At 68.5% G+C, this 25,602-nt stretch carries 20 protein-coding genes; 15 read left to right on the forward strand and 5 right to left on the reverse strand.

Annotated elements, in window-relative coordinates; genetic code table 11:
* Positions 1-320: 320 nt before the first annotated feature.
* Positions 321-581, reverse strand: a complete 261-nt coding sequence (locus ACQCSZ_RS17650) for a hypothetical protein (protein ID WP_427004985.1) — start codon at positions 579-581, stop codon at positions 321-323.
* Positions 582-745: 164 nt separating this feature from the next.
* Between ACQCSZ_RS17650 and ACQCSZ_RS17655 the strand changes: the two genes are divergently transcribed.
* The 3 genes from ACQCSZ_RS17655 to ACQCSZ_RS17665 all read left to right on the forward strand — a co-directional run bounded on the left by ACQCSZ_RS17655 (position 746) and on the right by ACQCSZ_RS17665 (position 4,579).
* A complete protein-coding gene (locus ACQCSZ_RS17655) occupies positions 746-1,564 on the forward strand; it encodes a pyruvate, water dikinase regulatory protein (RefSeq protein WP_427004986.1) in 819 nt (272 codons plus the stop codon).
* 152 nt (positions 1,565-1,716) lie between these two features.
* Complete coding sequence (gene ppsA / locus ACQCSZ_RS17660; protein ID WP_427004987.1) at positions 1,717-4,104, forward strand: phosphoenolpyruvate synthase; 2,388 nt, start codon at positions 1,717-1,719, stop codon at positions 4,102-4,104.
* 58 nt (positions 4,105-4,162) lie between these two features.
* Entirely contained in the window at positions 4,163-4,579 is a 417-nt protein-coding gene (locus tag ACQCSZ_RS17665; RefSeq protein WP_427004988.1) for a DUF1003 domain-containing protein, read from the forward strand.
* Between the two features lie 45 nt (positions 4,580-4,624).
* Here ACQCSZ_RS17665 and ACQCSZ_RS17670 read toward each other — a convergent pair whose 3' ends face one another.
* On the reverse strand, positions 4,625-5,779 hold the full coding sequence (locus ACQCSZ_RS17670) for an AI-2E family transporter (RefSeq protein WP_427004989.1): 1,155 nt from the start codon (positions 5,777-5,779) through the stop codon (positions 4,625-4,627).
* A 172-nt stretch (positions 5,780-5,951) separates the two neighbouring features.
* On the opposite strand from ACQCSZ_RS17670, the gene ACQCSZ_RS17675 reads away from it, so the two are divergent.
* The 4 genes from ACQCSZ_RS17675 to ACQCSZ_RS17690 all read left to right on the forward strand — a co-directional run bounded on the left by ACQCSZ_RS17675 (position 5,952) and on the right by ACQCSZ_RS17690 (position 8,254).
* Positions 5,952-6,164 carry a hypothetical protein gene (locus ACQCSZ_RS17675; protein ID WP_427004990.1) on the forward strand — a complete coding sequence of 71 codons (213 nt, stop codon included), beginning with the start codon at positions 5,952-5,954 and terminating at the stop codon, positions 6,162-6,164.
* 208 nt (positions 6,165-6,372) lie between these two features.
* Positions 6,373-6,606 carry a hypothetical protein gene (locus tag ACQCSZ_RS17680; protein ID WP_427004991.1) on the forward strand — a complete coding sequence of 78 codons (234 nt, stop codon included), beginning with the start codon at positions 6,373-6,375 and terminating at the stop codon, positions 6,604-6,606.
* A complete protein-coding gene (locus ACQCSZ_RS17685; protein WP_427004992.1) occupies positions 6,603-6,740 on the forward strand; it encodes a hypothetical protein in 138 nt (45 codons plus the stop codon). Before ACQCSZ_RS17680 ends, ACQCSZ_RS17685 begins: the two co-directional genes overlap by 4 nt.
* A gap of 392 nt (positions 6,741-7,132) precedes the next feature.
* The gene (locus ACQCSZ_RS17690; protein ID WP_427004993.1) at positions 7,133-8,254 is read left to right on the forward strand and encodes an IS110 family transposase; all 1,122 of its coding nucleotides are present in this window, start codon (positions 7,133-7,135) and stop codon (positions 8,252-8,254) included.
* A 382-nt stretch (positions 8,255-8,636) separates the two neighbouring features.
* Here ACQCSZ_RS17690 and ACQCSZ_RS17695 read toward each other — a convergent pair whose 3' ends face one another.
* Together ACQCSZ_RS17695 and ACQCSZ_RS17700 are read right to left on the reverse strand one after the other, a co-directional pair.
* Complete coding sequence (locus ACQCSZ_RS17695; RefSeq protein WP_427004994.1) at positions 8,637-9,386, reverse strand: YcnI family protein; 750 nt, start codon at positions 9,384-9,386, stop codon at positions 8,637-8,639.
* 115 nt (positions 9,387-9,501) lie between these two features.
* On the reverse strand, positions 9,502-10,113 hold the full coding sequence (locus ACQCSZ_RS17700; protein WP_427004995.1) for a hypothetical protein: 612 nt from the start codon (positions 10,111-10,113) through the stop codon (positions 9,502-9,504).
* Positions 10,114-10,325: 212 nt separating this feature from the next.
* On the opposite strand from ACQCSZ_RS17700, the gene ACQCSZ_RS17705 reads away from it, so the two are divergent.
* The 4 genes from ACQCSZ_RS17705 (at position 10,326) to ACQCSZ_RS17720 (ending at position 18,873) form a co-directional block, all read left to right on the forward strand.
* The gene (locus ACQCSZ_RS17705) at positions 10,326-10,979 is read left to right on the forward strand and encodes a DUF4232 domain-containing protein (RefSeq protein ID WP_427004996.1); all 654 of its coding nucleotides are present in this window, start codon (positions 10,326-10,328) and stop codon (positions 10,977-10,979) included.
* 136 nt (positions 10,980-11,115) lie between these two features.
* Positions 11,116-16,158: an ATP-dependent helicase gene (locus ACQCSZ_RS17710; protein WP_427004997.1), complete on the forward strand. Its 5,043-nt coding sequence runs from the start codon at positions 11,116-11,118 to the stop codon at positions 16,156-16,158.
* Positions 16,151-17,062, forward strand: coding sequence for a DNA-formamidopyrimidine glycosylase family protein (locus ACQCSZ_RS17715; RefSeq protein WP_427004998.1), 912 nt, complete (start codon positions 16,151-16,153; stop codon positions 17,060-17,062). Before ACQCSZ_RS17710 ends, ACQCSZ_RS17715 begins: the two co-directional genes overlap by 8 nt.
* 98 nt (positions 17,063-17,160) lie before the next feature.
* Positions 17,161-18,873: a sialidase family protein gene (locus ACQCSZ_RS17720; protein ID WP_427004999.1), complete on the forward strand. Its 1,713-nt coding sequence runs from the start codon at positions 17,161-17,163 to the stop codon at positions 18,871-18,873.
* Here ACQCSZ_RS17720 and ACQCSZ_RS17725 read toward each other — a convergent pair.
* The gene (locus ACQCSZ_RS17725) at positions 18,846-19,787 is read right to left on the reverse strand and encodes a DUF4862 family protein (RefSeq protein ID WP_427005000.1); all 942 of its coding nucleotides are present in this window, start codon (positions 19,785-19,787) and stop codon (positions 18,846-18,848) included. The genes ACQCSZ_RS17720 and ACQCSZ_RS17725 overlap by 28 nt on opposite strands.
* A 224-nt stretch (positions 19,788-20,011) precedes the next feature.
* Between ACQCSZ_RS17725 and ACQCSZ_RS17730 the strand changes: the two genes are divergently transcribed.
* The 4 genes from ACQCSZ_RS17730 to ACQCSZ_RS17745 are packed head-to-tail and all read left to right on the forward strand — an operon-like array spanning position 20,012 to position 25,566.
* Positions 20,012-21,655, forward strand: coding sequence for an ABC transporter substrate-binding protein (locus ACQCSZ_RS17730; protein WP_427005001.1), 1,644 nt, complete (start codon positions 20,012-20,014; stop codon positions 21,653-21,655).
* 24 nt (positions 21,656-21,679) lie between these two features.
* Positions 21,680-22,636 (forward strand): ABC transporter permease, encoded by a 957-nt coding sequence (locus tag ACQCSZ_RS17735; protein WP_427005002.1) that lies wholly within the window; start codon positions 21,680-21,682, stop codon positions 22,634-22,636.
* A gap of 3 nt (positions 22,637-22,639) precedes the next feature.
* Complete coding sequence (locus ACQCSZ_RS17740) at positions 22,640-24,763, forward strand: dipeptide/oligopeptide/nickel ABC transporter permease/ATP-binding protein (RefSeq protein ID WP_427005003.1); 2,124 nt, start codon at positions 22,640-22,642, stop codon at positions 24,761-24,763.
* Positions 24,760-25,566: an ATP-binding cassette domain-containing protein gene (locus ACQCSZ_RS17745; RefSeq protein WP_427005004.1), complete on the forward strand. Its 807-nt coding sequence runs from the start codon at positions 24,760-24,762 to the stop codon at positions 25,564-25,566. Before ACQCSZ_RS17740 ends, ACQCSZ_RS17745 begins: the two co-directional genes overlap by 4 nt.
* Positions 25,567-25,602 lie beyond the last annotated feature (36 nt).

The raw sequence follows: 25,602 nt of genomic DNA on the forward strand, positions 1-25,602 counted from the left end.
GAAATCAACGCCATGACTGTCCGCGCGTCCGAAATCGTCCCCAAAGCCGTCACTTCCGCGGCGGCCTTCGTCCTCATGATTGCAGGGCTCCCGGGATACCAAGCTGTTGACTACCGCTGATGAGGGAACCTGCATTGAACTGTCCGTGACGCAAGTTCCATTGTCGCCCCATGGCGTCCGTCGCGTTGAGAGGCGCCGCCCCTGCATCATTGGGGGACTCTGCAGGGACGACGCACCATGAAAGTTACCCTGAGTCAGGGTAGCCGTGCGCGTTCCTGGTGATGTCTTAACGTTTTCCTAACGCCCGCTGGCCGGTGCGTCTAGGATTCGACAAGCGTCACAATTGTTTCCGGGCGGACGCCGTCGTATTTCATGGCCTCGGCCGCAACATCGGACTCCATCATCTGTTGGAAGGTATCCATGTCGGGGACGTCGACGATCAAACCGACACGGTTGGTCTTCGCCGGGTCTACGAATGTTCGGACCGTGATGCCCAGAGGCCCGAAGACTTCTTCGCGTTTTGGTGAGCCGAGCCAGTGCTGAACATCGTCGACCTCGTGGAAGATCATCACTGTTGTCATGGTTGCCTCTGCTTTCTGAAGTTGCATCAGGAGCTGGATTGAGGAGGATCCGCCGGAGCATGTCCTCATCGCGTTGAACGTACCACTGCCTCCACCGGAGCGACAGGGAGAAATCAATGGTGCCTACTTGGAGGATGCGGCCCGCGTTGGTGCACAATGCGTTCATGACCAATGACGATCCGCGCCCGGTCTACTTCCTCTCGGACAGTACGGGCATCACCGCCGAAACGCTCGGCAACACCTTGCTGACGCAGTTCCCCGCGAACGATTTCGACCGCATCACCATCCCCTTCATCACCACCGTCGACCAGGCGCAGGCCGTCGTGAACATCATTGACCGGCGGGCCGCCCGCGGCCTGCAGCCGATCGTCTTTTCCACGGCCGTCGGCGGTGACATCCGCCGCACCCTGGCCACGTGCACGGGAATCATCGTCGACCTGATCGGGACGCACGTGGGGCAGCTGGAGAGCGCCTTTGGCACCCCGGCCAGCGGCGAACCGGGCCGGGCGCACGGCCTCGGCAACGCTGCGCGCTACCAGTCCCGGATGGCCGCCGTCGAATACGCGATGGAGCACGACGACGGCCAGAGCCTGCGCGCCCTGGAAAAGGCCCAGGTCATCCTGGTGGCACCGTCCCGGTGCGGCAAAACACCCACCACCATGTATCTGGCGCTGCAGCACGGCATCTTCGCGGCGAACTTCCCGCTGGTGGACGAGGACTTTGAACGGGAGGGGCTCCCCAAGCCGCTGCGGCCGTTTGTGGAGAAATGCTTCGGCCTCACCACCAATCCCCTGCGCCTGAGCCAGGTCCGCACCGAGCGCCGCCGCGGCTCGCCCTACGCGTCGCTGCGGCAGTGCGGTTTTGAGCTGCGCAGCGCCGAGCGCCTGTACGTGTCCCATGGGATTCCGTACCTGAATTCGGCCAGTGTGTCCGTGGAGGAAATGGCTGCCACCATCCTGCAGCGGATGGACCTCAAACATTAGGGAAAAGTTTCACAAGCGCGGTGTGGTGCACGTCATGTTGGAAAGACGGGTGCAGACGTGAAACTGTGGACAGGACTTGTGCCCACCAAGCGGTGATCGCCGCACGCGGGGCGCGCCCCTGCATGCCATCCTCTGCAAAGGAGCAGTAACAAATGACGACAGACATCCTGTGGTTCTCAGAACTCGGACTCAAGGACCTGGACCGGGTCGGCGGCAAGAACGCCTCGCTCGGCGAGATGGTGCAGAACCTGACCTCCGCCGGAGTCCAGGTGCCGGACGGCTTCGCCACCACTGCCGACGCCTACCGCAGTTTCCTGGCCGACTCGGGCCTGGACCAGAAGATTGTCGGCAGGCTGATCGGCCTGGACACCGACGACGTGACGGCGCTGGCCGCAGCGGGCCAGGAGATCCGTACCCTGATCCGCGAGACGCCGTTCCTGCCCGGGTTCGAAGCGCAGGTCCGTGACGCCTACCAGAAGCTCGTGGACAAGCACGGGGGCTCCGCGGACCTCTCCTGGGCCGTCCGTTCCAGCGCCACCGCGGAAGACCTTCCCGATGCCTCCTTCGCCGGGCAGCAGGAAACGTTCCTGAACGTCCGCGGGATCGACAACATCCTGGTGGCCATCAAGGACGTGTTCGCGTCCCTGTACAACGACCGCGCCATCGCGTACCGGGTGCACCACAAATTCGAGCACGCGGAAGTGGCGCTCTCGGCCGGAATCCAGCGCATGGTGCGGTCCGACGTCGGGGCTTCCGGCGTCATGTTCACCATGGACACCGAATCCGGCTTCAACGACGCCGTCTTCGTCACCTCCTCCTACGGCCTCGGCGAGGCCGTCGTCCAGGGCGCCGTCAACCCTGATGAGTTCTACGTGTACAAGCCGGCGCTGCTGGCCGGCCGCCCCGCGATCCTCAAGCGCGGGCTGGGCGAGAAGGCGCTCCAGATGACCTACACGAGCAACCGTGAAATCGGGCACACCATTGACTTCGTTCCGGTCGAGGCTTCCTTGCGGAACCGCTTCAGCCTCACGGACGACGACGTCGAGCAGCTCGCCCGCCACGCCCTCGCCATCGAGACCCACTACGGGCGCCCGATGGACATCGAATGGGGCAAGGACGGGATCGACGGCGGCCTGTACATCCTGCAGGCGCGCCCCGAGACCGTGCAGTCCCGCCGGCCCGCCGGCCAGCGGACCCGCTTCCGGCTGCACGAGACCGGCAAGGTACTCGCCGAGGGCCGCGCCATCGGGCAGCGGATCGGCGCCGGCCGCGTCCGTATCCTCACCTCCATCGACCAGATGGCCGCCTTCAAAACCGGCGACGTCCTCGTCGCGGACATGACCGACCCGGACTGGGAACCGATCATGAAGCGGGCCTCGGCCATCGTCACCAACCGCGGCGGCCGGACCTGCCACGCGGCGATCATCGCCCGCGAACTGGGGATTCCCGCCGTCGTCGGCACCGGCGACGTCACCGACACCCTGTCCGACGGCCTCGAAGTGACCGTCTCCTGCGCCGAAGGCGAGACCGGCCTGATCTACGAGGGGCTGCTGGACTTCAGCGTCGAGGAAACCGAGATCACGCAGCTGCCCGAGGCCCCGGTCAAGGTCATGATGAACGTCGGCACCCCGGAGCAGGCCTTCACGTTCGCGCAGCTGCCCAACCACGGCGTGGGCCTGGCCCGGCTGGAGTTCATCATCAACCGCCAGATCGGCATCCACCCCAAGGCGCTCCTGAACCTGGACGAGCAGCCGGCGGACGTGGCCGCGGAAATCCGGGAGCTGATTGCCGCCTACGACAGCCCGCGCGACTTCTACATCAAGCGCCTGGCCGAAGGCGTGGCCACCATCGCCGCGGCGTTCGCGCCGCAGCCGGTGATCGTGCGGATGTCCGACTTCAAGTCCAACGAGTACGCCAACCTGCTCGGCGGCCCCGCCTACGAGCCGCACGAAGAGAACCCGATGATCGGCTTCCGCGGCGCCTCCCGGTACCTCGAGCCGTCCTTCCGGGACTGCTTCGACCTCGAGTGCGAGGCCCTGTCCTACGTCCGCAACGAGATGGGGCTGACCAACGTCAAACTGATGATCCCCTTCGTGCGCACCCTGGACGAGGCCCGCGGCGTCATCGACCTGCTCGCGGAGAACGGACTGCGCCGCGGCGAGAACGGCCTGGAGGTCATCATGATGTGCGAACTGCCCTCCAACGCGCTGCTGGCCGACGAGTTCCTGGACTACTTCGACGGTTTCTCCATCGGCTCCAATGACATGACCCAGCTGACCCTCGGCCTCGACCGGGACTCCGCGATCGTCGCCGGCAGCTTTGACGAACGCAACCCCGCAGTCAAGAAGCTCCTGAGCATGGCCATCAAGGCCTGCAAGGAGCGGGGCAAGTACGTGGGCATCTGCGGCCAGGGCCCCAGCGACCATGCGGACTTCGCCGAGTGGCTGGTCGGCGAAGGCATCGACTCCGTCTCGCTGAACCCCGACACCGTGGTGGACACCTGGCTGCGCCTCGCCGGCGCGGCCGAGTCCGCAAGTTGAAAATCCGCTGATGATGCCGCGGGACAGGGCTGACCCTGTCCCGCGGTTAGTCTGGGTCATGACCGATCAACAGAAGACCTGGCACGACCAGCACAAAGCCTCGCTGACCAAGGGCCAGCGCGCCGCCGACATCATGCGCAACGGGATGGGAAGCTGGCCCTTCGTGGGCGGGTTCATCGGCTTCATGATGATCTGGGCGGCCATCAATACGTGGGCCCTGGCGACGAATGCCTGGGACCCGTATCCCTACATACTCCTGAACCTCCTGCTCTCCATGCTGGCCGGGCTTCAGGGCGCCATCCTGCTCATCGCCGCCAAACGGCAGGACGCCATCGCGGCGGCGATGGCCCAGCACGACTACGACACGAATGTGAAGGCGAAGGAAGAGATTGAGCTTCTGATGGCCATCAACAGCCAGCAGCTGGAAATCCTGAAGGAGCTACGGGAACTCGCGACCGCGAAGGCCGTGGGTTAGGGCGCCGGCGCCCGCTCCGGCCCCGCGCCTCGGCTCCGGCCCTGGTCAGGCCGCGTCAGGCGCCGTGTCGACAAGATCTGCGCCCGGGGCATCCCGGCCGGACCAGGTCTTGATCACGGTCCATCCCATGGCGGTCAGCGGCACCGCCAGGAGGGCTCCGATGATGCCCGCCAGCGTGGTTCCGGCGGCCAGTGCCAGCAGGATCGCCAGTCCGTGGATGCGCAGCACCCGGCCCATCAGGACGGGTTGGAGGAAATGGTGCTCGAGCTGGTTCGTTCCGACCACAACGGCAAAGACGATCAGTGCCGTCACGGGCCCGCTGGAGATCAGCGCGACGGCGACCGCAAGGGTTCCAGCCGCCGTCGCCCCGACGATCGGGATGAATCCGCCGATGAAGACGAACACGCCCAGCGGCAGCGCGAGGGGCACCTGGAGGATCAGCAGGGAGAGGCCGACGACCAGCCCGTCGATGGCTGCGACGATGGCCGTTCCGCGCAGGTAGCCACCCAGGACGGCTGTGCTGCGCAGCGCGGCCAGGTGTGCCTTGGCCCGATGGTCGGCGGGAAGGAACCCGAACAGGAAGTCGCGGATCTTTTCGCCGTCCTTGAGGAAGAAGAACAGGATCACTGCCAGTAAGACCGTCCCGGCGCCGATTTCGCCGGCGACGCGCAGCCCGGTGAGGGCCTCGGTGCCGAAGGCGCTGCTGGTGAAGAAGGTCCTGATGGAGTCGCGGGTGGCGTTGATCTGCACGTCACTGACCGGGATGGGCCCGTTGTTCAGGAAGGCGTGAAGCTGGTCCACGCCGGCCAGGGCGCGGAGGGATAGCTCCTGCCACTGGGACCGGATCAGGAATACGACGCCGGTGACGACGCCGCCGAACACGGCGAGGATAGCGACGAAAGACGCCAGCACCGCCAGGGCCCGCGGCCACGCGTGGCCCGTCAGCCAGCGTACGAGGGGTGAGATGGCGGAAGCCAGGATCAGGGCGATGGTGACCGGAATGATGACCAGCGGGACCCTCGTCAGTCCCCAGAGGATCATCCAGGCCAGGGCCGCCACCAGCAGGATCTGGACGGAACGGATGCTCGCCCTCCCCAAGGCTCCGGACCAGATGGCCGGGAGGCCGGTGCGCGGCTTATCAGCAGTTTCGTTCAATGCATCGTGGCTGGACGCCGCGGTGCCGCCTGCAGTTTCAGGCATGGCTTCCCTCTTTCGGGCCGGGTCGTGTGATCCTTCAGTTCCATTGTTCACGTCGTCGTCCTTTCGTGGGCGATCACGCGCTCGAGGACCCCGAGTCCGGCTGAGGCCGCCCATATCCAAAGAGGCGGGTGCGGAATAGACTTTAGCTCCCACCCATCATGGGAGAGAAGCGATGATGCGCGGATTTGGCAGGCGCCGAATGGGCGGACGCGGAATTGGTTTCATAGGGCTGGCCTATCTGGCGATCGGCCTGCTGGTCGCCGCCACCCATGGATACTTGGTGGCCTGGAACATCCCCGGCAACATCCTGGAAGGGCTTGCAGCGATCCTGCTCTGGCCGCTGGTGGCCTTCTTCGGCGTCGACCTCCATGCACTGATCGCTTAGACCCGAAAAATCCCGTCATCCGGCGCCGTGGTCCGGCACCGACGTTCCGCGACCTGCTGCGCCGGGCCGGTTGACGGCGGGAACCCCACTGGACGACTGCACAACAAACTCGCTGCGTCTCCGTCAATTAACCCATTGAGCCGCGTCCTCCGCCTGCGGTTAGCTAAGTCACAGAAGCGTTTCCCACCAGTGACCTCCAGGAATCATCGTGACTTTGCAGAAGAACCGGGCCACCAGCGGCTCAGCCCACTGGGACGACGTCCAGATCGGTGACAGCGTCCAGCTCCGTCGAAATGGCCACCTCGAGCACACCGGCCGGGTGGACAACCGGACCGCCGACGGCGCCGTCGTGTGGGTCATGTCGGACCGGGGCAACCGGCAGCTGTTCCACGTCACCGACGGATACGAATTGGCCGCCCTCGACGCCGGAGGCAGCGAATGAGCGCCGCTAGCGCGCCGGAACGCACGGCCGAGAAAGACCCGGGCGAAACACTGGCCGGCCCGGACTTCTGGCCTGCCGCGGGCGGATCCTGCCCGGACGACTGCCACTACTGCTCAGGACCGGAAACGGACTAACGTCCGCCACACGGGGCGTTCGGATCACCGGACCCAGGCTGGTCGGGCCAAGGCGCTGCAAGCCACGGAACGCCAACCGCTTTAGACGATATGAGGTGGGGGTGGTTGGGTTTCCTGCCCCGTCCGGGGCGGCCATTGTCGCCGGGCGGTCCCGCGGCGCCGGCTTGATGCTGGCGGGTTTCCGTCGTCCCGGAGGTGGCGCCGCGGGGCCTATGGCCCGGCGGGGATGGCCTTGTATCCGGACGGGCAGGGGCTGCGGTCACCGTTGGCGAGGGGCCGGGACCTTCTGTTTCACAGCGTCCGTGGATTGCCAGTGAACAACCTCCTGGCCCCGGAGGCCCTCGGAGAGTTGCATTGGTAGTGCCACATGTGAGTTTTGGGAGGTCCCGGTTATGTTTCAGCATACGTTTATTGGGTTGGATGTTCACGCGGCGTCTGTTGTCGGCTGCGCGCTGGTCCCGGATACCGGGGAACTGGTCCGGATGCAGATGGATTCGGACCCGGCGGTCGTTTTGGATTGGGTCCGCCGCTTCGAGCCGCCGGTGAAGGCCGTGTACGAGTCGGGCCCGACCGGGTATGTCCTGGCCCGGTTCCTGCGGGAGGCCGGCGTTGACTGCGTGGTGGCGGCGTCCTCAAAGCTGCTGCGGGCACCGGGAGACAAGATTAAAACGGACAAGCGGGACGCCCGGCTTTTGGCGGAAATGCTCGCCCTGGGCCAAGTCACGCAAGTGCAGGTCCCGACGCGGGAGCAGGAGGACCTGCGGGACTTGTCCCGGCTGCGGGCCACGGCCGCGAAGGACCTCGCCCATGCCCGCCAGCATGTCAACGCGATCCTGCTCCGCCACGGAATCAGGTACCCGGAGAAGACCAAATGGACGAAGGAGCACGGGGCCTGGCTACACCGGCAGCACTTCGACTCCCCGGTACTCCAATTCACCTACGAAGCCGACGTGGAGCAGGCCGAACTGCTGGCAGCGCACCTGAAACGCATCGACCAGCGCGTCGCGGCGGTCGCCAAGGACTGCCGGTACACCCCGGTGATCGACGCGTTGATGTGCCTGCGCGGCATCCAGGTCACGACCGGGTTCGGGCTCGCCGTGGAAATCGGCGACTGGACCCGGTTCACCGGCTCGTCGATCGGTTCCTACCTGGGGCTGGTGCCCAGTCAGCAGTCCTCGGGCCAATCCCGGCACCAGGGACCGATCACGAAAGCCGGCAGCAAATACGCCCGCAAACTCCTCATCGAGGCTGCCTGGCAGCACCGGCGCCCCTACTCCCGGCCCGGGGAACGGCTGCTGCGCCAGCTGGACCTCGTCGCCCCGGCCACCCGGATCCGGGCCCTGGAAGGCAACCACCGGCTCCACCACAAGTGGGAAGTGTTCGATGCCCGCAAGAAAAGGTCCGTCACGGCCAACACCGCGATCGCCAGGGAACTCGCCGGCTGGTGCTGGTCCCTGGCCGCGCCCCTCCAGCAAGGCGAACACGGGCAGGGGGGCCGCATGAAAGCGGCGTAAAGAACGTGCCCTCCGGATGCGTGGCGGGCGTGACGTGGCAGCACTTTGGGGCCAAATCGAGACGCGACTATGAGCACACGGGCCACCGTTGACGCTCGATTTTAGACAGCGATACGTCCCAGCCGAACAATCGTCATGCGGTAACCCAACCCGCGCATATCAGCCTGACACTGCAGTCGAATACAAGACTCGCCAGCACGACCGCCACACCCGGACGGCACCCCAACCAGCGGCCCCCACCAAAGAAGTTGGGAGCCGCTCACCACTGCCCCTTGACAAACCTTCCCACATATCAGTTGCCAGGCGGCCCGACACTGCCCGCACCGGATCTTCCGGCGCGGGCAGTCTCGGCGCGGGCAATGTGGGCCCGGCCGGCGACGGGTCAGCTGACCTTGGCGTGGCGGGTGCGGGCCAGGGCGGTCACGCCGGCGGCCAGGCCGATCAACCCTGCGGCCAGTCCGAACCAGCCGGCGGTCTCACCGCCGGTGGAGGACGCCGCCGCCGGGGCCGGGGCCGCCGCCGGGGTGGCCGCCGGGGTGGCCGGGGCCGGGGATGCGGCAGTGACGGCCGTGGCCGCGGCATCCTTGGCCGTGGTCACGAACGAGGGTGCCGGGTGCCCGGGCTCGGCCTGGCCCTCAACGGTCTTCTCGTCCCACTTCACCACGGACCCGTCGGTGTAGGTCTGGGCCGTGGGCAGCGTCACCGTTGTCCCGGCGTCCGGCAGGACTCCGACGGAGAGCGAGAACGCCTGGTATTCGTTCTGCCCGATCTGGTGGGCCGCGTCGGCTGTCCAGACGACGGAGCTGGCCGCCTTGGTCACCGTGGCCCCCGCGATGGTGACCGGCTGGGGCAGGCTGCTGGTGGTGACCTCGGCCTTCCAGCCCTCGATGGGTTTGACCGAGACGGACGTGAACGGGGTGTCCGTGGGCAGGGTCACCTCGAGCCTGCTGGTCTTGGCCGTCGGGGATTCGTTGGGGACATTGAAGGTCACGTGCGTGTAGCCGCCGGCCGCCGTGTCATCCGGCTCGACATGGACGTGGGCGGACGCTGCTGCGGCGCCGGCGGCGAGCAGGCCGGCGGTCATCGTGGCTGCGGCGGCGGTCTTGAGGGTACGGCGAAGGGAGGTCTTCATGGCATGGTGCCTTCACAAAAGGAAACGGGTGGGGGGCCGGCCGGCGCAGTGTCCGTCCGGTAAGAGCAGCGCCTCACTGCCTGCGGTCCCTCATCCGTGTGCGAAAGGGACCGTCTCAGGCGGCGGGCACGAATGCCGGAGGGCCGCGCCGGGTCGGCAGACGGCGGCCAAGACGGTCCAGGGGAAGAATGACGGGCGCCGGGGCGGGTGCGGGGACGCGCACCGGTACGATCGTGACAGGTTCGGGAAGCCGCACCAAGGGGCGCAACCAGACGGCCAGCGCCGAGAGTGCCTGTTCTCCGCGGGCCAGCAACACCGCCGTACCCAGGGTCGCGGCGGCGTGCGCGGCGAACATGAGGCCGTCGGCTCCGGCCGAAGAAGCCGTCATGGCGGAACTGAACACCTCGGCGGGCACGGCCGAGGCAACGTGCCCGGTATGGCTCTGGACCATCTGGGCCGGAACCATGGGTTTTCCGGCGGACAGCGCAGTGAACGACCAGTGAAGCCACGCCTGCCCGGCCCCGATCAGCCCGGCAAGGACAGGGAAGGACAGCTGGAAGCGCGTCAGCGCGGCCACCGGGACGATCGCCACGGCACAGAGCGCGGCCAGGACCGCCGGGTCCGGCAACCGTCCGCCGCCGGCCAGGTGTCCGCTGGCCGCGAGGCCGAGGATGAGGGATCCGATCAGGCTGCTGCGGAACACCCGGAAAGAAGCACGCGTCGTCATCGGCGGTCCTTTCCGGGTGGAGGTTCAAAGCGGGAGGTACTGCCGATTCTACGGCCCAGCGACCTTGGAAACGCCTTGGGGCGGCGTCCGTGACGCCGGGCCGCCCGGTCCTGCGGCTGGACCGGGGCCCGGAAATCACAATCCGGTCATCAATCAGGACCCGCGGTCGTGGCATCGTTGACTAAGGCAACGGCGGGCATGAAAGTTGAGCCATGAGGCCTCAGCGAACCAAGAACATCCTGGTACTTACGACGGCGGCTGCCGCGGCAGCGCTCCTGCTCAGCGGCTGCGGAGCTGGCGCGGCGCAGACCCAGTCCACCACCGGACCGGCGGCACCCACGGCAAGCGCGTCGAACAGCTCCGGCGCTTCCCCGGCTGAGTCCGCCTCGGCGCCGCCGTCGCCGGCGTCCACCCCGCCGGGCGCCCAGCCGACCACCCAGTCCGGCCCGGCGCTCTGCAAGGCCGCAGGCTTGACGGCCAGCACCGATTCCACCGGCGGCGGCGCGGCCGGCAGCGTCTACCAGCAGCTGATCCTGACGAACTCCGGCACCGGGCCCTGCCTGCTGAAGGGGTACGCGGGAGTCTCCCTCACCGCGGACGCCAACGGCGAGCCAATCGGTGCGCCCGCAACCCGGGACGAGTCGATCCCGGTCACCGACGTCTTGCTCGCCCCGGGCCAGGCGGGCACCGCAACGCTGCGCTACACCCAGGCCGCCAACTACACGGACTGCACCCGGGTCCCGGCCGCCGGCCTCAGGATCTACCCGCCCGAGGACACCGCCTCGCTGTTCCTCGCCCAGCCCCGGGACGCCTGCAGCAACGCCGGCATCAACCTGCTGATCATCGAGGCCTTCCAGGCCAAGTAGCGGCGGTGCGCCGGAGCTACGCTGAGCCGGGCGCGCTGCCGGGCTGACGGTACGGCCGGGCGCCGGGCCGGGCCCCGGGCTGGACCCCGGAAACGGGCCGCCGGATACTGTCGGTGCCGTAAGGCATGATGGAGGAATGAAGGGGCGCGAGCTCGCCGCCGGAGCACGTGCGGCCGGCGCCATGGACCGGTTCAGCCGGCCGACCCGGGACTGGTTCCTGGGTGCCTTTGCCGAGCCCACCCCGGCCCAGGACGGCGCCTGGAACGCCATCTCCTCCGGATCGCATGCCCTCGTCGTCGCCCCCACCGGCTCCGGCAAGACGCTCGCGGCCTTCCTCTGGGCACTGGACCGGCTGCTGGCCGCTGCCCCCGCCGAGCCCCAGGAACTGCCCGGCCTGGACGCGGCGGCGCTGAAGGGCACGCGGCGGAAGGCACCCAGGCGGAATACCCGGGTGCTGTACATTTCCCCGCTCAAGGCGCTGGGCGTCGACGTCGAACGCAACCTCCGTGCCCCCCTGATCGGCATCACGCAGACCGCCAAGCGCCTCGGGCTGCCCGCGCCGCTGATCACCGTCGGGGTCCGCTCCGGGGACACCCCGGCGTCGGACCGCCGCTCGCTGCTCAGCCACCCGCCGGACATCCTCATCACCACCCCCGAGTCCCTGTTCCTGATGCTGACCTCCAAGGCGCGGGAGACCCTCAGCGAGGTGGACACCATCATCGTCGACGAGGTCCACGCCGTGGCTGGCACGAAGCGGGGTGCGCACCTGGCGGTATCGCTGGAACGCCTCGATGCCCTGCTGCCCAAACCCGCCCAGCGGATCGGCCTCTCGGCCACCGTGGAGCCCAGGGAGCTCGTGGCGCAGTTCCTGGCCGGCTCGGCACCGGTGGAGATCGTCGCCCCGCCGTCGCGGAAGAACTGGGACCTGACAGTCTCCGTCCCGGTGGAGGACATGTCCGATCTTCAGGGCGCGGCCGCGGCGTTCGACTCCGGCCCGGCGTCCGGGCTGCAGCCGCAGGCGTCCATCTGGCCGCATGTGGAGGAGAAGATCGTGGATCTGGTGCTGGCCAACCAGTCCACCATCGTGTTCGCCAATTCCCGCCGGCTCGCCGAACGGCTGACCGCCCGGCTCAACGAGATCTATGCCGGGCGCCAGCTCGTGGCCGCGGGCGGCGGCTGGGATGCCGTGGAGTCTGCCTCCCCGGCAGGCGCACCGCCGGGCGGGGCCGCGGTGCCGGGCGGCGGGCCGCTGCCAACGTCGACGGCCACGCCGGCGCACATGATGGCGCAGGCCGGCAGCACCGCCGGCGCCGATCCGGTGCTGGCCCGGGCCCACCACGGGTCGGTGTCCAAGGACCAGCGAGCCCTGATCGAGGACGACCTGAAGTCCGGCCGGCTGCGCTGCGTGGTGGCCACGTCCTCCCTGGAACTCGGCATCGACATGGGCGCCGTGGACCTCGTGGTGCAGGTGGAGTCCCCGCCGTCGGTGGCGAGCGGGCTGCAGCGGGTGGGGCGCGCCGGGCACCAGGTCGGCGAGATCTCCCAGGGCGTCCTGTTCCCGAAGCACCGCGCGGACCTCGTGCACACGGCCATCACGGTGGAACGGATGCTCGGCGGGAAGATCGAGCGGCTCAGCGTCCCGGCCAACCCGCTGGACATCCTGGCCCAGCAGACCGTCGCCGCCGCCGCCCTGGGCGCCATCGATGTGGAGGAATGGTTCTCCACGCTCCGGCGGTCGGCACCCTTCGCTTCGCTGCCCCGTTCCGCCTTCGAGGCGACCCTGGACCTGCTGGCGGGCCGCTACCCCTCGGACGAATTCGCGGAACTGCGGCCCCGGATCATCTGGGACCGCAACGCCGGGACCATCGAGGGCCGCCCGGGCGCGCAGCGGCTGGCCGTCACGTCCGGCGGAACCATCCCGGACCGCGGGCTGTTCGGCGTCTACATCATCGGCACCGAGGCGGAGGGCACCGGCTCCCCGGGCTCCGCCGGCGGTGCAGCCGCGGACGGCAGGGCGGCGAGCCCGGCCGCGGCGGCGGCCAAGGGCGGGCGCCGCGTCGGCGAACTCGACGAGGAAATGGTCTACGAATCCCGTGTGGGCGACATCTTTGCCCTCGGCGCGACCAGCTGGAAGATCGAGGACATCACCCACGACCGCGTCCTGGTCTCCCCCGCCTTCGGCCAGCCCGGCAAGCTCCCCTTCTGGAAGGGCGATTCCCTCGGCCGGCCGGTGGACCTGGGCCGGGCGCTGGGCGCGTTCGTGCGCGAACTGTCGGCGTCCGACGTCGGGCCCGCCACCGAACGCTGCAGGGCCAGCGGCCTGGACGGCTTCGCGGCGAACAACCTGATCCAGTACCTGGCCGAACAGAAGCTGGCCACCGAGGTGGTCCCCTGTGACACCACCCTCGTGGTGGAGCGGTTCCATGACGAACTCGGCGACTGGCGGGTGGTGCTGCACAGCCCCTTCGGCATGCCGGTCCACGCACCCTGGGCCCTGGCCGTCGGGCAGCGGCTGCACCAGCGCTACGGGATGGACGGCTCCGCCATGGCCGCCGACGACGGGATCGTGCTGCGGGTCCCCATGATGGAGGACGAACCTCCCGGCGCCGAGCTCTTCCTCTTCGACCCCGAGGAGCTGGAGCAGATCGTGACGGCGGAGGTCGGCGGCAGCGCCCTGTTCGCCTCCCGTTTCCGTGAGTGCGCCGCGCGTGCCCTGCTGCTGCCACGGCAGACTCCCGGGAAGCGGCAGCCGCTGTGGCAGCAGCGGCAGCGCTCGGCCCAGCTGCTGGACGTCGCCCGGAAATACCCCACGTTCCCGATCGTGCTGGAAACCGTCCGCGAATGCCTGCAGGATGTCTACGATCTTCCGGCCCTGAAGGACATCGCGGCCTCCATCGAGCGCCGCGAGTTGCGGATCGTGGAGACCACCACGCAGCAGCCGTCGCCGTTTTCCAAGTCCCTGCTGTTCGGCTACGTCGCGCAGTTCCTCTACGAGGGCGATTCCCCGCTCGCCGAGCGCCGGGCCGCCGCGCTCGCCCTGGATTCGACCCTGCTCAACGAGCTGCTGGGCCGGGTGGAGCTGCGGGAACTGCTCGACGCCGCGGTCATCGACGCCACCGAACGCGAGCTGCAGCGCCTGGCACCGGACCGGAAGGTGCGCGGCCTGGAAGGCGTCGCGGACCTGCTGCGGCTGCTGGGCCCGCTCACGCCCGGGGAAGTCGCGGCCCGGCTTGAGCCTTTATCGGTGGTTGAGCCTGTCGAAACCGTCGCGACCCTAGCCAACGCAACCATCCACCTCGCGGCCCTCCAGCGCGCCCGCCGCGCCATCAAGGTCAACGTCGGCGGCGCCGAGCGCTACGCCGCGGTGGAGGACGCCGCCCGGCTGCGCGACGCCCTCGGCGTCCCGTTGCCGATGGGCGTGCCGCTGGCCTTCATCGAGCCTGTCGCGGATCCGCTGGGCGACCTCGTCTCGCGCTATGCCCGCACCCACGGGCCCTTCACGTCCGCCGAAGCCGCCGCCCGGCTGGGACTCGGCGTCGCCGTCGTCGGCACCGCGCTGAAGCGGCTCGCCGCGGACGGACGCGTGGTGGAAGGCGAGTTCCGTCCCCACGCCTCTCCCCCGGATGGGACGGCAGGCGAGACAGCCGGCGGGACGCCGGGCACAGCAGACACGGGCGTGCCGGCGCCCGCCGCCCCGGCTGTCGTTCTGCCGGTCGTTCTGCCTCCGGCAAGTGTCAGCGAGTGGTGCGACGCCGAGGTCCTGCGCAAGCTCCGCCGCCGTTCCCTCGCCGCGCTGCGGGCAGAGGTCGAGCCCGTGGACACTGCCGCGTACGGCCGTTTTCTTCCGGCCTGGCAGAACGTCCGCATCCCCGGCAGCCGCCAGGGGCAGCCGGCGCTGCGCGGGCTGGACGGCATCATCACGGCCGTCGACCAGCTCTCCGGCGTTCCCGTCCCCGCCTCTGCCTGGGAGCCGCTGGTCCTGGCGAGCCGGATCACCGACTACCAGCCCGCCATGCTGGACGAGCTCATGGCGGCCGGCGAGGTCCTCTGGTCCGGCGCGGGCCCGCTGCCGGGCAACGACGGCTGGGTGAGCCTGCACCTTGCCGATTCGGCCGAACTGACGCTGAACCCGGCCGTGGACTTCGTCCCCGGCGACGCGCAGCAGCGCCTCCTGGACCACCTGCGCAACAACGGCGGCGGCTATTTCTTCCGCCAGCTGACCGACATCGCCGGCGGCATGGACTCGGTGGTGGGCGACCAGGACGTGGTCGCCGCGCTCTGGGACCTGGCCTGGGCGGGCCGGATCACCGGGGACACCTTCGCCCCGGTGCGCGCCCTGATCGCCGGCGGCCACACCGCCCACCGGCAGGTCGCCCGCGCGCCGCGGGCCCGGGCACCGCGGCTGAGCCGGCTGGGACGCGCCCACGGGACCGGGTTACTGGGCTCACCGGGGCTCACCGGCGGCCGCTACGGTTCCGTCACCGGCACCGCCCCCACTCCGCCGCTCGCCGCGGGCCGCTGGTCCGCGCTGCCCGCCCCGGAGCTCGACGCCACCATCCATGCCCGGGCCACCGCCGAACTGCTGCTGGACCGGTACGGCGTGGTCACCCGCGGATCGGTCATGGCGGAGAACATCCTGGGCGGCTTCGGGCTGATGTACAAGGTGCTCGCCCGGCTGGAGGAAGCCGGCCGGTGCCGGCGGGGTTATTTCATCGAACACCTCGGCGCCGCCCAGTTTGCCGTGCCGGCCACCGTGGACCGGCTGCGGTCCTTCGCCGAGGACACCCAACTGTCCAAACCCGAGCCGGTCGCGCTGGCCCTCGCCGCTACGGACCCGGCCAACGCCTACGGCGCGGCCCTGCCGTGGCCTGCCCTCAACGCCGAGGCCGGCACCGGGCACCGGCCCGGCCGGAAGGCCGGGGCCCTCGTGGTGCTCGTCGACGGCGCCCTGGTCCTCTACGTGGAGCGCGGCGGCAAGACCCTGCTGGCGTTCAGCGAGGACACCGGGATCCTGTCCGCGGCCGGCGCGGCCCTGGTGGGGGTGGTGAAACGCGGCGCGGTGGACAAGCTGATCATGGAAAAAGTCAACGGCCACGGCCTCCTGGACACTCCCGTCGCCGCCGCCCTGGCCCAGGCCGGCGCCTACTCCACCCCGAAGGGACTGAGGATCCGTGCCTGAGGGCGACTCCGTCTTCCGCGCGGCCGCGCAGCTTCACGCCGCGCTGGCCGGCCGGCAACTGATCTCCTCCGACTTCCGGGTGCCCCGCTTCGCGACCCTCAAGCTGGACGGCTGGACCGTGAACGAGGTGGTCCCGCGCGGCAAGCACCTGCTCATGAGGCTGCAGGGTCCGGGGCCGGAAGACCGCCTGACCGTCCACTCGCACCTGAAAATGGAGGGGGCCTGGCAGGTCTACCCGCCGGGAGGCCGGTGGCGCAAACCCGGGTTCACCGCCCGGTGCGTGCTGCGCACCGCGGCGGCAGACGCCGTCGGGTTTTCCCTCGGCATCCTGGAGGTCATCAGGACCGCGGAGGAGGACTCCGTCGTGGGGCACCTGGGCCCGGACCTGCTGGGACCGGACTGGGATCCGGCCGAGGCCGAACGGCGGATCCGTGCGGCGCCCGGGGTCCCGATCGGCGTCGCGCTCCTGGACCAGCGGAACCTGGCCGGGATCGGCAACATCTACCGCTGCGAGGCCTGCTTCCTCTCCGGCATCCATCCGGCCTCTCCGGTGTCCGCGGTGGCTGACCTGCCCGCCCTCATCACCGACGCCAAAGTCCTCCTGGAAGCCAATCTGGGGCCCGGCCGGCGGACCACGGTGCCAAACGCGCGGGGCATGCCGGTGGGCCTTCCCGTGGGCCGGACGGCCGGGCGCCCCGGCTACTGGGTCTACCGCCGCGAGCACCAGCCGTGCCTGAAGTGCGGCACCCCGGTGCGCCGCGGGGTCCTCGCCAAGACTGTTACCGGTGCAGGTGCCGCCGCCGGTGCCGGTGCCGGTGCCCGGCCGTCCGCCCTCGCCGTCGTCGAGGAACGGGACATCTACTTCTGCCCGAGCTGCCAACCGCTGCTCACGGGAACGCCCTAGCGTGGCAGGCCAACCTGGAGCGGGCGTTATTCCGCCGGATCCTGGCCGAATAATGGACCGTCCTGACCGTGACGCCCCACCGCCCTTACCATGTACATATGACATCCCACCTCTTCGCCGGCGCGGCGGCCCTCCCCCTCGTGGATCCCGACGTCGAACACGTGCTCGCCGTCCGCGGCGTCGGCGGATACCGCCAGTACCGGATCCCCGCCTTGGCGGTGTCCATGCAGGGCACCGTGCTGGCCGCCTACGATGGCCGTCCCAACCTTGATGATCTTCCCAGCCCGATCGATCTCCTGCTGCGCCGCAGTACCGACAGCGGCCGGACCTGGGACAGCCAGCAGGTGGTCCGCACCGGCGTCGGGCTCAACGGCTATGGTGACCCGAGCCTGCTGGTTGACGCCGAAACCGGGCGGATCTTCATCTTCCATGCCGCGGGGACGCGCGCCGGTTTCTTCGAAGCCTCCGCGGGCGCCCGTCCGGATGATGACGATGTCCAGCACTGCGACATCAGCTTCTCCGATGACGACGGGCTGACCTGGCGCCACCGGCGGATAACCGGCCAGCTGAAGGGCCGCCCGGCCACAATCGGCGCCGGCGCCCCGGACATCACGGGGATTTTCGCTGCGGCCGGACAGGGCGTTCAAATCCATACGGGACCGCTCCGGGGCAGGCTGGTACAGCAGTTTGTCGTCCTGGCCGCCGGAGAGATCATGGCAGCCTCCGCATACAGCGATGACCACGGCGAGAACTGGGTGCTCGGGGAACTCATCGGTGCCGGACCGGACGGCGCCGGCCCCAACGAGAACAAAGTCGCCGCCCTCTCGGACGGCCGGCTTCTCCTGCACAGCCGGGCCGCCCCCCGCCGCCTGGCGGCTGTGTCGGAGGACGGCGGACACAGCTGGAGCCCGCTGCTTGCTGTCGAGGACCTGCCCGACCCGAGCGACAACGGGTCCCTGGCGCGCTTTGACGGCCTGCCGACGTTGACTTCCCTGGCCTCCGAATCCACAGACTCGTGGCTCCTGGCCAGCAACAACCATGACACCTCGCTGCGCCGCAACACGGTCCTCAGCCTTTCCCCCGACAACGGGGCGACGTGGCCGGCCAAGCTGCTCCTGTGCCCGGGGAGTTCGGGGTATTCGACAGCAGCACGGCTGCCGGACGGCAATATCGGGGTTCTCTATGAGCGGCAGGGGTACCGGGAAATTGTCTTCATTTCCGTCCCCGCTAGGCAGCTTGCAGACCAGCTCGCGACCGCCGGGGACGTTGCCCCACCGGGGGCCGCCCCCGGCCTGGTGTTCCACATGGAACTGCGCTCCATCACGCCCGGCAGGCCCCGCGTCTGGCGGAACGCCGGGGAGTTCCACGTCATCTCTGCGGAGGGGGGCGACTGGGGGGTCCACACCTGGAAGGAGATCGGCCAGGGCTATTCAGCGGACATGGCGCAGGTGATCGGAAGCCGGGAGGCGCAGGATCTGAACTACGGCCCGATTGTCCCTGGCTACAAGGCGGGCGACATCCTGGCCTTCACGGGACGGGTTCGAAATGAAGGCTCCGGGGCGGCGACGGCTGTCCTGCTGTCCGGACCGGGCGCCGGGGCGTTCCCACCCGCCGATCTCCTGCCCGGCGAGGACGCCCTCTACTTCACGCCCACCTACACCGTCGCGGACGACAACGTGGCCCGGGGCACCCTCAAACTCACCTTCACCGTGGAAGGAAAATACGAAGGACTCGACGTGCGCCTCGGACGGACATTCCAGTTCGACATGGCGACGGGCGCGGTTCACGTCGGGGAGAATTCCGGCCGCTGACCAGTCCCGGCCGAAAATCCTTCGGTGATCACATTGCACATCTGCCGCAGGCGGGCGACCCTGTCGGCGGGAGCGACCGCGTCCTGCGGGAGGCCGATCTTGAAGCCCGTGATGGGCAATTCCCCGGCTTCGTCGAGGCATCGGGCGATCTCTCCGGCGTTGAGCAGGGAGCTTGCCGGGGCTCCCTGGACCTCGACCGCCGGGAGGTGGGCATCTATCCACGGGTAACCGAACTCTGTCGTTTCAGGCGAACAGCCGGAGAACATGAGACCGGTGAGAACGCCGGCTTCGCGGGCATACCTGATGTGCTCTGCCGCAGTCCGGCTTTCGCCGGTTTCGATGACTGACCTGGCCCAGTTCACGAGGACCCCGATGTCATGCAGTCCCTGCTCGCGGAGGGAGCGCACGACCCGGATTTCCTCCTCGAATCGCAGGAACCCCTTTTCCGGAGCCCGCCCGACGCGAGGCGCGTCGCAGTGTTCGATGACGATCGTCGTGCCGTGCCAGTCCCAGCCCAGTATTTCTGCCAGTGATTCCCCGAATGCGGCTCCGGAGGCGTGATGAGGCGGTGCGGAGTGGAGTTCGACGGCTTCGACCGGGTGGCCCGCATCGGTGAGGGCGGCCACGTAGTCCTTGATGCCTGCAACGAAGTCCACTGCGGACCTTCGTCCGCCGGAGTCCGTCGAGGCAAGGCCGAAATTCCCGTCCAGTCCCAGGCGCTGCATGGTTCCCGGAATTGCCGTCACGACAGCTGACCAGGCGTCGGGGGCCCCGGCCGGCCAGAGGTCGCCGCCGGAAGCCCGGTAGAGAAGTTCGAGTCCGCGGATCGAGGAGATTCCGGCCAGCTCCTCGAAGAACGGCTGCTGCACGGCTCCCGGGTTTTGGGCGGGATAGGCGCCGACGATCAGCGACATCCGGATCTCCTTTTTGCTTCACGCAACGGGACTGCGCCGGCGGGCCGCCGGCTGCTGGGCCGCACCGCCGCGGCCAGACATAGGATATCCGATGTTGTGCTGAATCTCCGTTTCGGGGCCGGCACTGTTTCCGCTTGACGAGGGGCTGTGACGCCCCTTACAGTTTCCCTACGAGCATCGGACGTCCTACATCCGATAAATTTACTGGAATGGTGAGGCATCATATGAGCAAGACCCTCAAGAACCTGCCACTGGCCAACGACGCCAGCCGCCGGAGCTTCCTCAAGCTGACGGGCGCCATGGGCGCCGCGGCGGCGTTCACCGCCTCCCTGGCAGCCTGCGGTGCTCCTGCCCCCACCACCACGGGGGCGGCCACGAACACGGCCCCGATCAACAAGGACCTCATCATCGAGGCCGGCATTTCCTACGCTCTTTCCACCGGTTTTGATCCCCTGTCCTCCTCCGGGGCCACTCCCCAGGCAGCCAACCTGCATGTCTTTGAAGGCCTCGTGGAGCTGCACCCGGCGACCCGCCAGCCCTACAACGCCCTGGCCGCAGCCGACCCCAAGAAGGTCAACGACACCACCTACCAGGTGACACTCCGCGACGGGGCCAAGTTCCACAACGGCACCCCGCTCATGGCCGAGGACGTCGTGTTCTCCTTCACCCGCGTCATGGAACCGGCCAACAAGTCACTCTTCTCCCAGTTCATCCCGTTCATCAAGGACGTCAAGGCTGTCGACGCGAAGACCGTCGAGTTCTCGCTGAACTACGCCTTCCCCGGCTTTGCGCCGCGCATCTCCGTCGTCAAGATCGTGCCCAAGGCGCTCACGAACTTCCCGCTCGGCTCCGATCAACTCAAGGCATTCGATGCCAAGCCCGTCGGCACCGGCCCGTACAAGCTGATCTCCGCCGTCAAGGACGACAAGATCGTGTTCGAGGCGAACGCCGACTACAACGGACCGATGCCCGCCCTCGCCAAGGGAATGACCTGGCTGCTGCTCTCCGACGCCGCCGCCCGGGTCACCGCCATGCAGTCCGGCCGTGTGCAGGCCATCGAGGACGTCCCGTACCTGGACATCGACGGGCTGAAGTCCAAGGCCACGGTCGAATCCGTCCAGTCCTTCGGCATGCTCTTCCTGATGTTCAACTGCGCCAAGGCCCCGTTCGACAACAAGAAAGTCCGCCAGGCCCTGCACTATGGCCTGGACAAGGATTCCATCATCAAGAAGGCCCTGTTCGGCAACGCCAAGGCGGCCAGCTCCTACTTCCAGGAAGGCCACCCGGACTACGTCAAGGCCAAAAACGTCTACGGCTACGACCCCAAGAAAGCCGAGGACCTGCTGAAGGAAGCCGGCATCACGAGCCTGGAATTCGAGCTCCTGACCACCGACACCGCCTGGGTCAAGGACGTAGCCCCGCTGATGCTGGAGTCCTGGAACAAGATCCCGGGCGTCAAGGTGACGCTGAAGAACCTCCAGTCCGGCGCCTTGTACAGCGACCGCGTCGGGAAGGCCGATTTCTCCGTCGTCGCAGCCCCCGGCGACCCTTCCGTCTTCGGCAACGACGCCGACCTGCTGCTGAGCTGGTTCTACGCCGGCGACACCTGGATGAAGGGCCGCGCATACTGGGCCGACACCCCGGAGCGCGCCCGGCTCGTGGAACTGATGGCCAAGGCCGGCCAGTCCACCCAGGCCGACGCCAAGAAGCTCACCGGCGACATCGTGGACCTCGTGTCCGAGGAGCTCCCGCTCTACCCGATCTTCCACCGCCAGCTCCCGAGTGCCTGGGATGCCAAGAAGCTCAGCGGGTTCAAGCCGCTGCCCACCACCGGGGTTTCCTTCATCGGCGTCGGCCGCACGGCCTAGGCCGGACAAGACCGGAGAACTAGATTGGTCACGATATTGCGGCTGCTGGGCCGCCGGCTCGCAGCACTGCCCCTCATGATCCTGGGCATCACCCTGCTGGTATTCCTCGTCCTGCAGGCCGCGCCTGGCGACCAGGCCAGCAGCGCCCTCGGGGACGGCGCCAGCGAGGAAGCCAAGGAACAGTACCGCCAGAGCAACGGACTGAACGATCCGCTGGTCCTGCAGTACTTCCGCTTCCTGGGCAGGCTGCTCCAGCTGGACCTCGGCGTCACCACGCCGCCGGCGAAGTCGGTGGCGGCGATGATCGGATCGGCCTTCCCGCTGACCATTCAGCTCACCTTCCTGGGCGTGCTGATCGCGATTGTCCTGTCACTGGCCTTCGGGGTCCTGGGGGCGCTCTACCGGGACAAGTGGCAGGACCAGCTGGTCCGGATCTTCTCGATCGCCGCCGTCGCGACCCCGTCCTTCTGGCTCGGCATCCTGCTCATCCAGTGGTTCGCGCTGGGCGCCAGCCCCATGTTCCCCTCGGGCGGCATCGCGACGCCGGAATCCGGTTTCGGCGGGTGGCTGAACTCCATGGTCCTGCCCGCCCTGGCCCTGGGCATCCCGGTCTCGGCTTCGCTGATCCGGGTGGTCCGCACGTCCATGGTGGAGGAACTGGACCGCGACTACGTCCGCACGGCGATCGGCAACGGCGTCCCCTACCGGGAAGTCGTCTCCAAGAACGTGCTCCGCAACGCCCTGGTCACCCCGGTCACCGTGCTGGGCCTGCGGATCGGATACCTGCTCGGCGGCGCCGTCGTGATCGAAATGATCTTTGCGCTGCCGGGCATGGGCCAGCTGATCCTCAACGGGATCACCAACCTGGACGTCAACCTCGTCCAGGGCGTGGTCCTGACCATCTCCGTCACCTTCGTGCTGGTGAACATCGCCGTCGACCTTCTCTACCTGCTCATCAACCCCCGAATCAGGACGGTCTGACCCATGCGCAGCAAACTCGCTGGACGCCTGAGCGCCCCGGGAATCCGCTTCAAGGCGCTGCCCTGGAGCTCCCGGTCCGCCCTCGTCTTCCTGGTGGTCATCATCGGTGCCGCCATCTTCGCGCCCCTCATCGCCCCGCATGACCCGCTGGAGTCGTTCATTCCGGCCACCGCCCCGGGCGGCGAGCACCTGTTCGGCACCGACCGGCTGGGCCGCGACATCTTCTCCCGGCTGCTCTACGGCTCGCAGTCCTCGCTGATGATCGGCCTGGGCGCCGTGGCGCTGGCCGTCGCAGCCGGGGCCCTCCTGGGCTCCCTCGCCGCGACCTCCAGCAAAACGGTGAACGAGCTGATCATGCGGCTCATGGACATCCTGATGGCGTTCCCGGGGATCGCCCTGGCGGCGGTCCTGCTCGCGGCCTTCGGCAACTCGGTGCCCACCATCATCGTCGCGATCGCGATCATCTACACCCCGCAGCTGGCACGCGTGGTCCGCGCCAATGTGCTCGCCCAGTACGGCGAGGACTACGTCCGCGCCGAGCGGGTGATCGGCGCCGGCCGCTTCTACATCCTGCTCCAGCACATCGTGCGCAACACCGCCGCCCCGGTGCTGGTGTTCGCCACGGTCATGGTCGCCGATGCCATCATCCTGGAGGCGTCGCTGTCCTTCCTGGGCGCCGGCGTCCAGGACCCCGCACCGTCCTGGGGCAACGTGATCTCCTACGGCCGCAACCTGGTGCTCTCCGGCGGCTGGTGGGCCACCACCTTCGCTGGCCTCACCATCCTGCTGACCGTGCTCGCCCTGAACATCCTGGCCGAGGGCCTCACCGACGCCATGGTGAACCCGAAGCTCCGCCGGGCTCCCGCCGTGAAGGACGACGACGGCTCCGCGGCTGTTGTTGCTGGCGCAGCAGCCGCCGTCGGCATCGACACCGAGATCGGGACGTCCGTGGCCCAAAGCTCCGTGGTCGAACAGCATGAGCTCGCCGGCGTCCGAGCCGCTCCCGGCAATTCGTACCCGGAAGAGGCCGGCGGGCTCCGGCCGGACCCAGCGGCCGGCCCGGCCGGCCCGTTTGAGCTGCTGGATGCGGAGCTGAGGCTGCTGGCCGCCGTCGAGGCCACCCGCACCGACCGGCTCCCCCAGGTCCCGGCCGGCGCCCGGACGGTGCTGGAGGTCAAGAACCTTTCCATCTGCTTCCCCGGCCGCTTCGGCGACATCGCGATCGTGGACAACGTCTCCTTCACTGTCCGCGAAGGCGAAACGATGGGGCTCGTGGGCGAATCCGGCTGCGGCAAGTCCATCACCTCGCTGGCCATCATGGGCCTCCTGCCCAAGACCGCCAGGATCTCCGGCTCCATCACCTTTGACGGCAAGGAACTGCTGGACCCGGCCACGGGCAACAGCAGCGCCAAAGCGTACCAGGGACTCCGCGGCCAGCAGATCGCCATGGTCTACCAGGACGCCCTGAGCTCCCTCAACCCGTCGATGAAGATCAAGGACCAGCTGGAGCAGCTGACCCGCCGCGGAGGCCGGAAGACCCCGACCGAGCTGCTCGAAATGGTCAAGCTCGATCCCGTCCGCACCCTGGCCAGCTACCCGCACGAGCTCTCCGGCGGCCAGCGCCAGCGCGTGCTCATCGCCATGGCACTCTCCCGCTCACCCCGGATCGTGGTGGCGGACGAGCCCACCACCGCCCTGGACGTCACCGTGCAGCACCAGGTGGTGGAACTCCTCAACGAACTGCGCGGGCAGCTGGGCTTCGCCATGGTGTTCGTCAGCCACGACCTTGCCCTCGTGGCATCGCTCGCGCACCGCATCACCGTGATGTACGCCGGGCAGGTGGTGGAATCGGCGCAGGCTTCGGCGCTGCTGCAGGACCCGCGGCACGAATACACCCGCGGGCTGCTGGGTGCCGTCCTCTCGATCGAGGCCGACGCCGTGCGCCTGCACCAGATCCCGGGCACCGTGCCCTCCCCCCGGGACTTCGCCGCCGGGGACCGGTTCGCCGCCCGCTCGCTGCGGCCCGACGCCGACCCGGACCAGCACCTCGTGCTGACCCCGGTGGGAAGCCCGGGCGACGATTCCGATCACTACTGGGCCAGCCATCTGAAGGAGGACACCAAGTGAGCACCTCAACCGCTGCCCCCGTGATCGAACTGAAGAACGTCAAGGTCCACCACCGGGCCCGGACCGGCGGCTTCTTCCGTCCCAACATCGTCAAGGCCGTTAACGGAGTCGACTTCACCATCAGCCGGGGCGAGACCGTCGGGATCGTGGGCGAATCCGGCTGCGGAAAGTCCACCCTGGCCTCCGTCCTGGTGGGCCTGCAGACGCCCACCTCAGGCGAAGTCCTGTTCCGCGGCAGGCCCGCGATCAAACGCAACGCGGCCCTGCGCAAGGAATTCGGCCGGTCCGTGTCGGTGGTCTTCCAGGACCCGGCCACGGCGCTGAACCCGCGGATGACCATCCAGGACATCCTCACCGACCCGCTGCGGATCCACGGGATCGGGACGGCAGCCTCCCGCGCCGCCACGGTCAAGGAGCTGCTCTCCCTCGTCGGGCTGCCGCAGTCGGCAGCCGAGGTCACGCCGTCGCAGGTGTCCGGCGGCCAGCGCCAGCGCGTGGCGATTGCCCGCGCCCTGGCGCTGGATCCGGACATCATCGTCGCGGACGAGCCGACGTCGGCCCTGGACGTCTCGGTCCGCGCGCAGGTGCTGAACCTGCTCTCGGACCTCAAGACCCGGCTGAACCTGGGCATGGTGTTCATCTCCCACGACATCCAGACGGTCCGCTACGTCTCGGACCGGATCTGCGTCATGTACTTCGGCGAAATCGTGGAGGAAGGACCCGCCGCCCAGGTCTTCGACCATCCTTCCAACGACTACACCAAGAAGCTCCTCGGCGCCGCGCCCAGCCTGCTGCATCCCTGATTTTTTCCTCCCAACCCGTCCCCTTCACCCACCCAT

This window comes from Pseudarthrobacter sp. H2 (assembly GCF_050157045.1).
Lineage (GTDB): Bacteria > Actinomycetota > Actinomycetes > Actinomycetales > Micrococcaceae > Arthrobacter.

Bases quoted from the DNA above. Each gene is read 5' to 3' on its own strand.
- ACQCSZ_RS17720 (WP_427004999.1), top strand. From the start codon at position 17,161: ATGACATCCCACCTCTTCGCCGGCGCGGCGGCCCTCCCCCTCGTGGAT.
- ppsA (WP_427004987.1), top strand. From the start codon at position 1,717: ATGACGACAGACATCCTGTGGTTCTCAGAACTCGGACTCAAGGACCTG.
- ACQCSZ_RS17665 (WP_427004988.1), top strand. From the start codon at position 4,163: ATGACCGATCAACAGAAGACCTGGCACGACCAGCACAAAGCCTCGCTG.
- ACQCSZ_RS17695 (WP_427004994.1), bottom strand. From the start codon at position 9,386: ATGAAGACCTCCCTTCGCCGTACCCTCAAGACCGCCGCCGCAGCCACG.
- ACQCSZ_RS17730 (WP_427005001.1), top strand. From the start codon at position 20,012: ATGAGCAAGACCCTCAAGAACCTGCCACTGGCCAACGACGCCAGCCGC.
- ACQCSZ_RS17685 (WP_427004992.1), top strand. From the start codon at position 6,603: ATGAGCGCCGCTAGCGCGCCGGAACGCACGGCCGAGAAAGACCCGGGC.
- ACQCSZ_RS17740 (WP_427005003.1), top strand. From the start codon at position 22,640: ATGCGCAGCAAACTCGCTGGACGCCTGAGCGCCCCGGGAATCCGCTTC.
- ACQCSZ_RS17700 (WP_427004995.1), bottom strand. From the start codon at position 10,113: ATGACGACGCGTGCTTCTTTCCGGGTGTTCCGCAGCAGCCTGATCGGA.
- ACQCSZ_RS17650 (WP_427004985.1), bottom strand. From the start codon at position 581: ATGACAACAGTGATGATCTTCCACGAGGTCGACGATGTTCAGCACTGG.
- ACQCSZ_RS17705 (WP_427004996.1), top strand. From the start codon at position 10,326: ATGAGGCCTCAGCGAACCAAGAACATCCTGGTACTTACGACGGCGGCT.
- ACQCSZ_RS17675 (WP_427004990.1), top strand. From the start codon at position 5,952: ATGATGCGCGGATTTGGCAGGCGCCGAATGGGCGGACGCGGAATTGGT.
- ACQCSZ_RS17710 (WP_427004997.1), top strand. From the start codon at position 11,116: ATGAAGGGGCGCGAGCTCGCCGCCGGAGCACGTGCGGCCGGCGCCATG.
- ACQCSZ_RS17690 (WP_427004993.1), top strand. From the start codon at position 7,133: ATGTTTCAGCATACGTTTATTGGGTTGGATGTTCACGCGGCGTCTGTT.
- ACQCSZ_RS17655 (WP_427004986.1), top strand. From the start codon at position 746: ATGACCAATGACGATCCGCGCCCGGTCTACTTCCTCTCGGACAGTACG.
- ACQCSZ_RS17670 (WP_427004989.1), bottom strand. From the start codon at position 5,779: ATGCCTGAAACTGCAGGCGGCACCGCGGCGTCCAGCCACGATGCATTG.
- ACQCSZ_RS17725 (WP_427005000.1), bottom strand. From the start codon at position 19,787: ATGTCGCTGATCGTCGGCGCCTATCCCGCCCAAAACCCGGGAGCCGTG.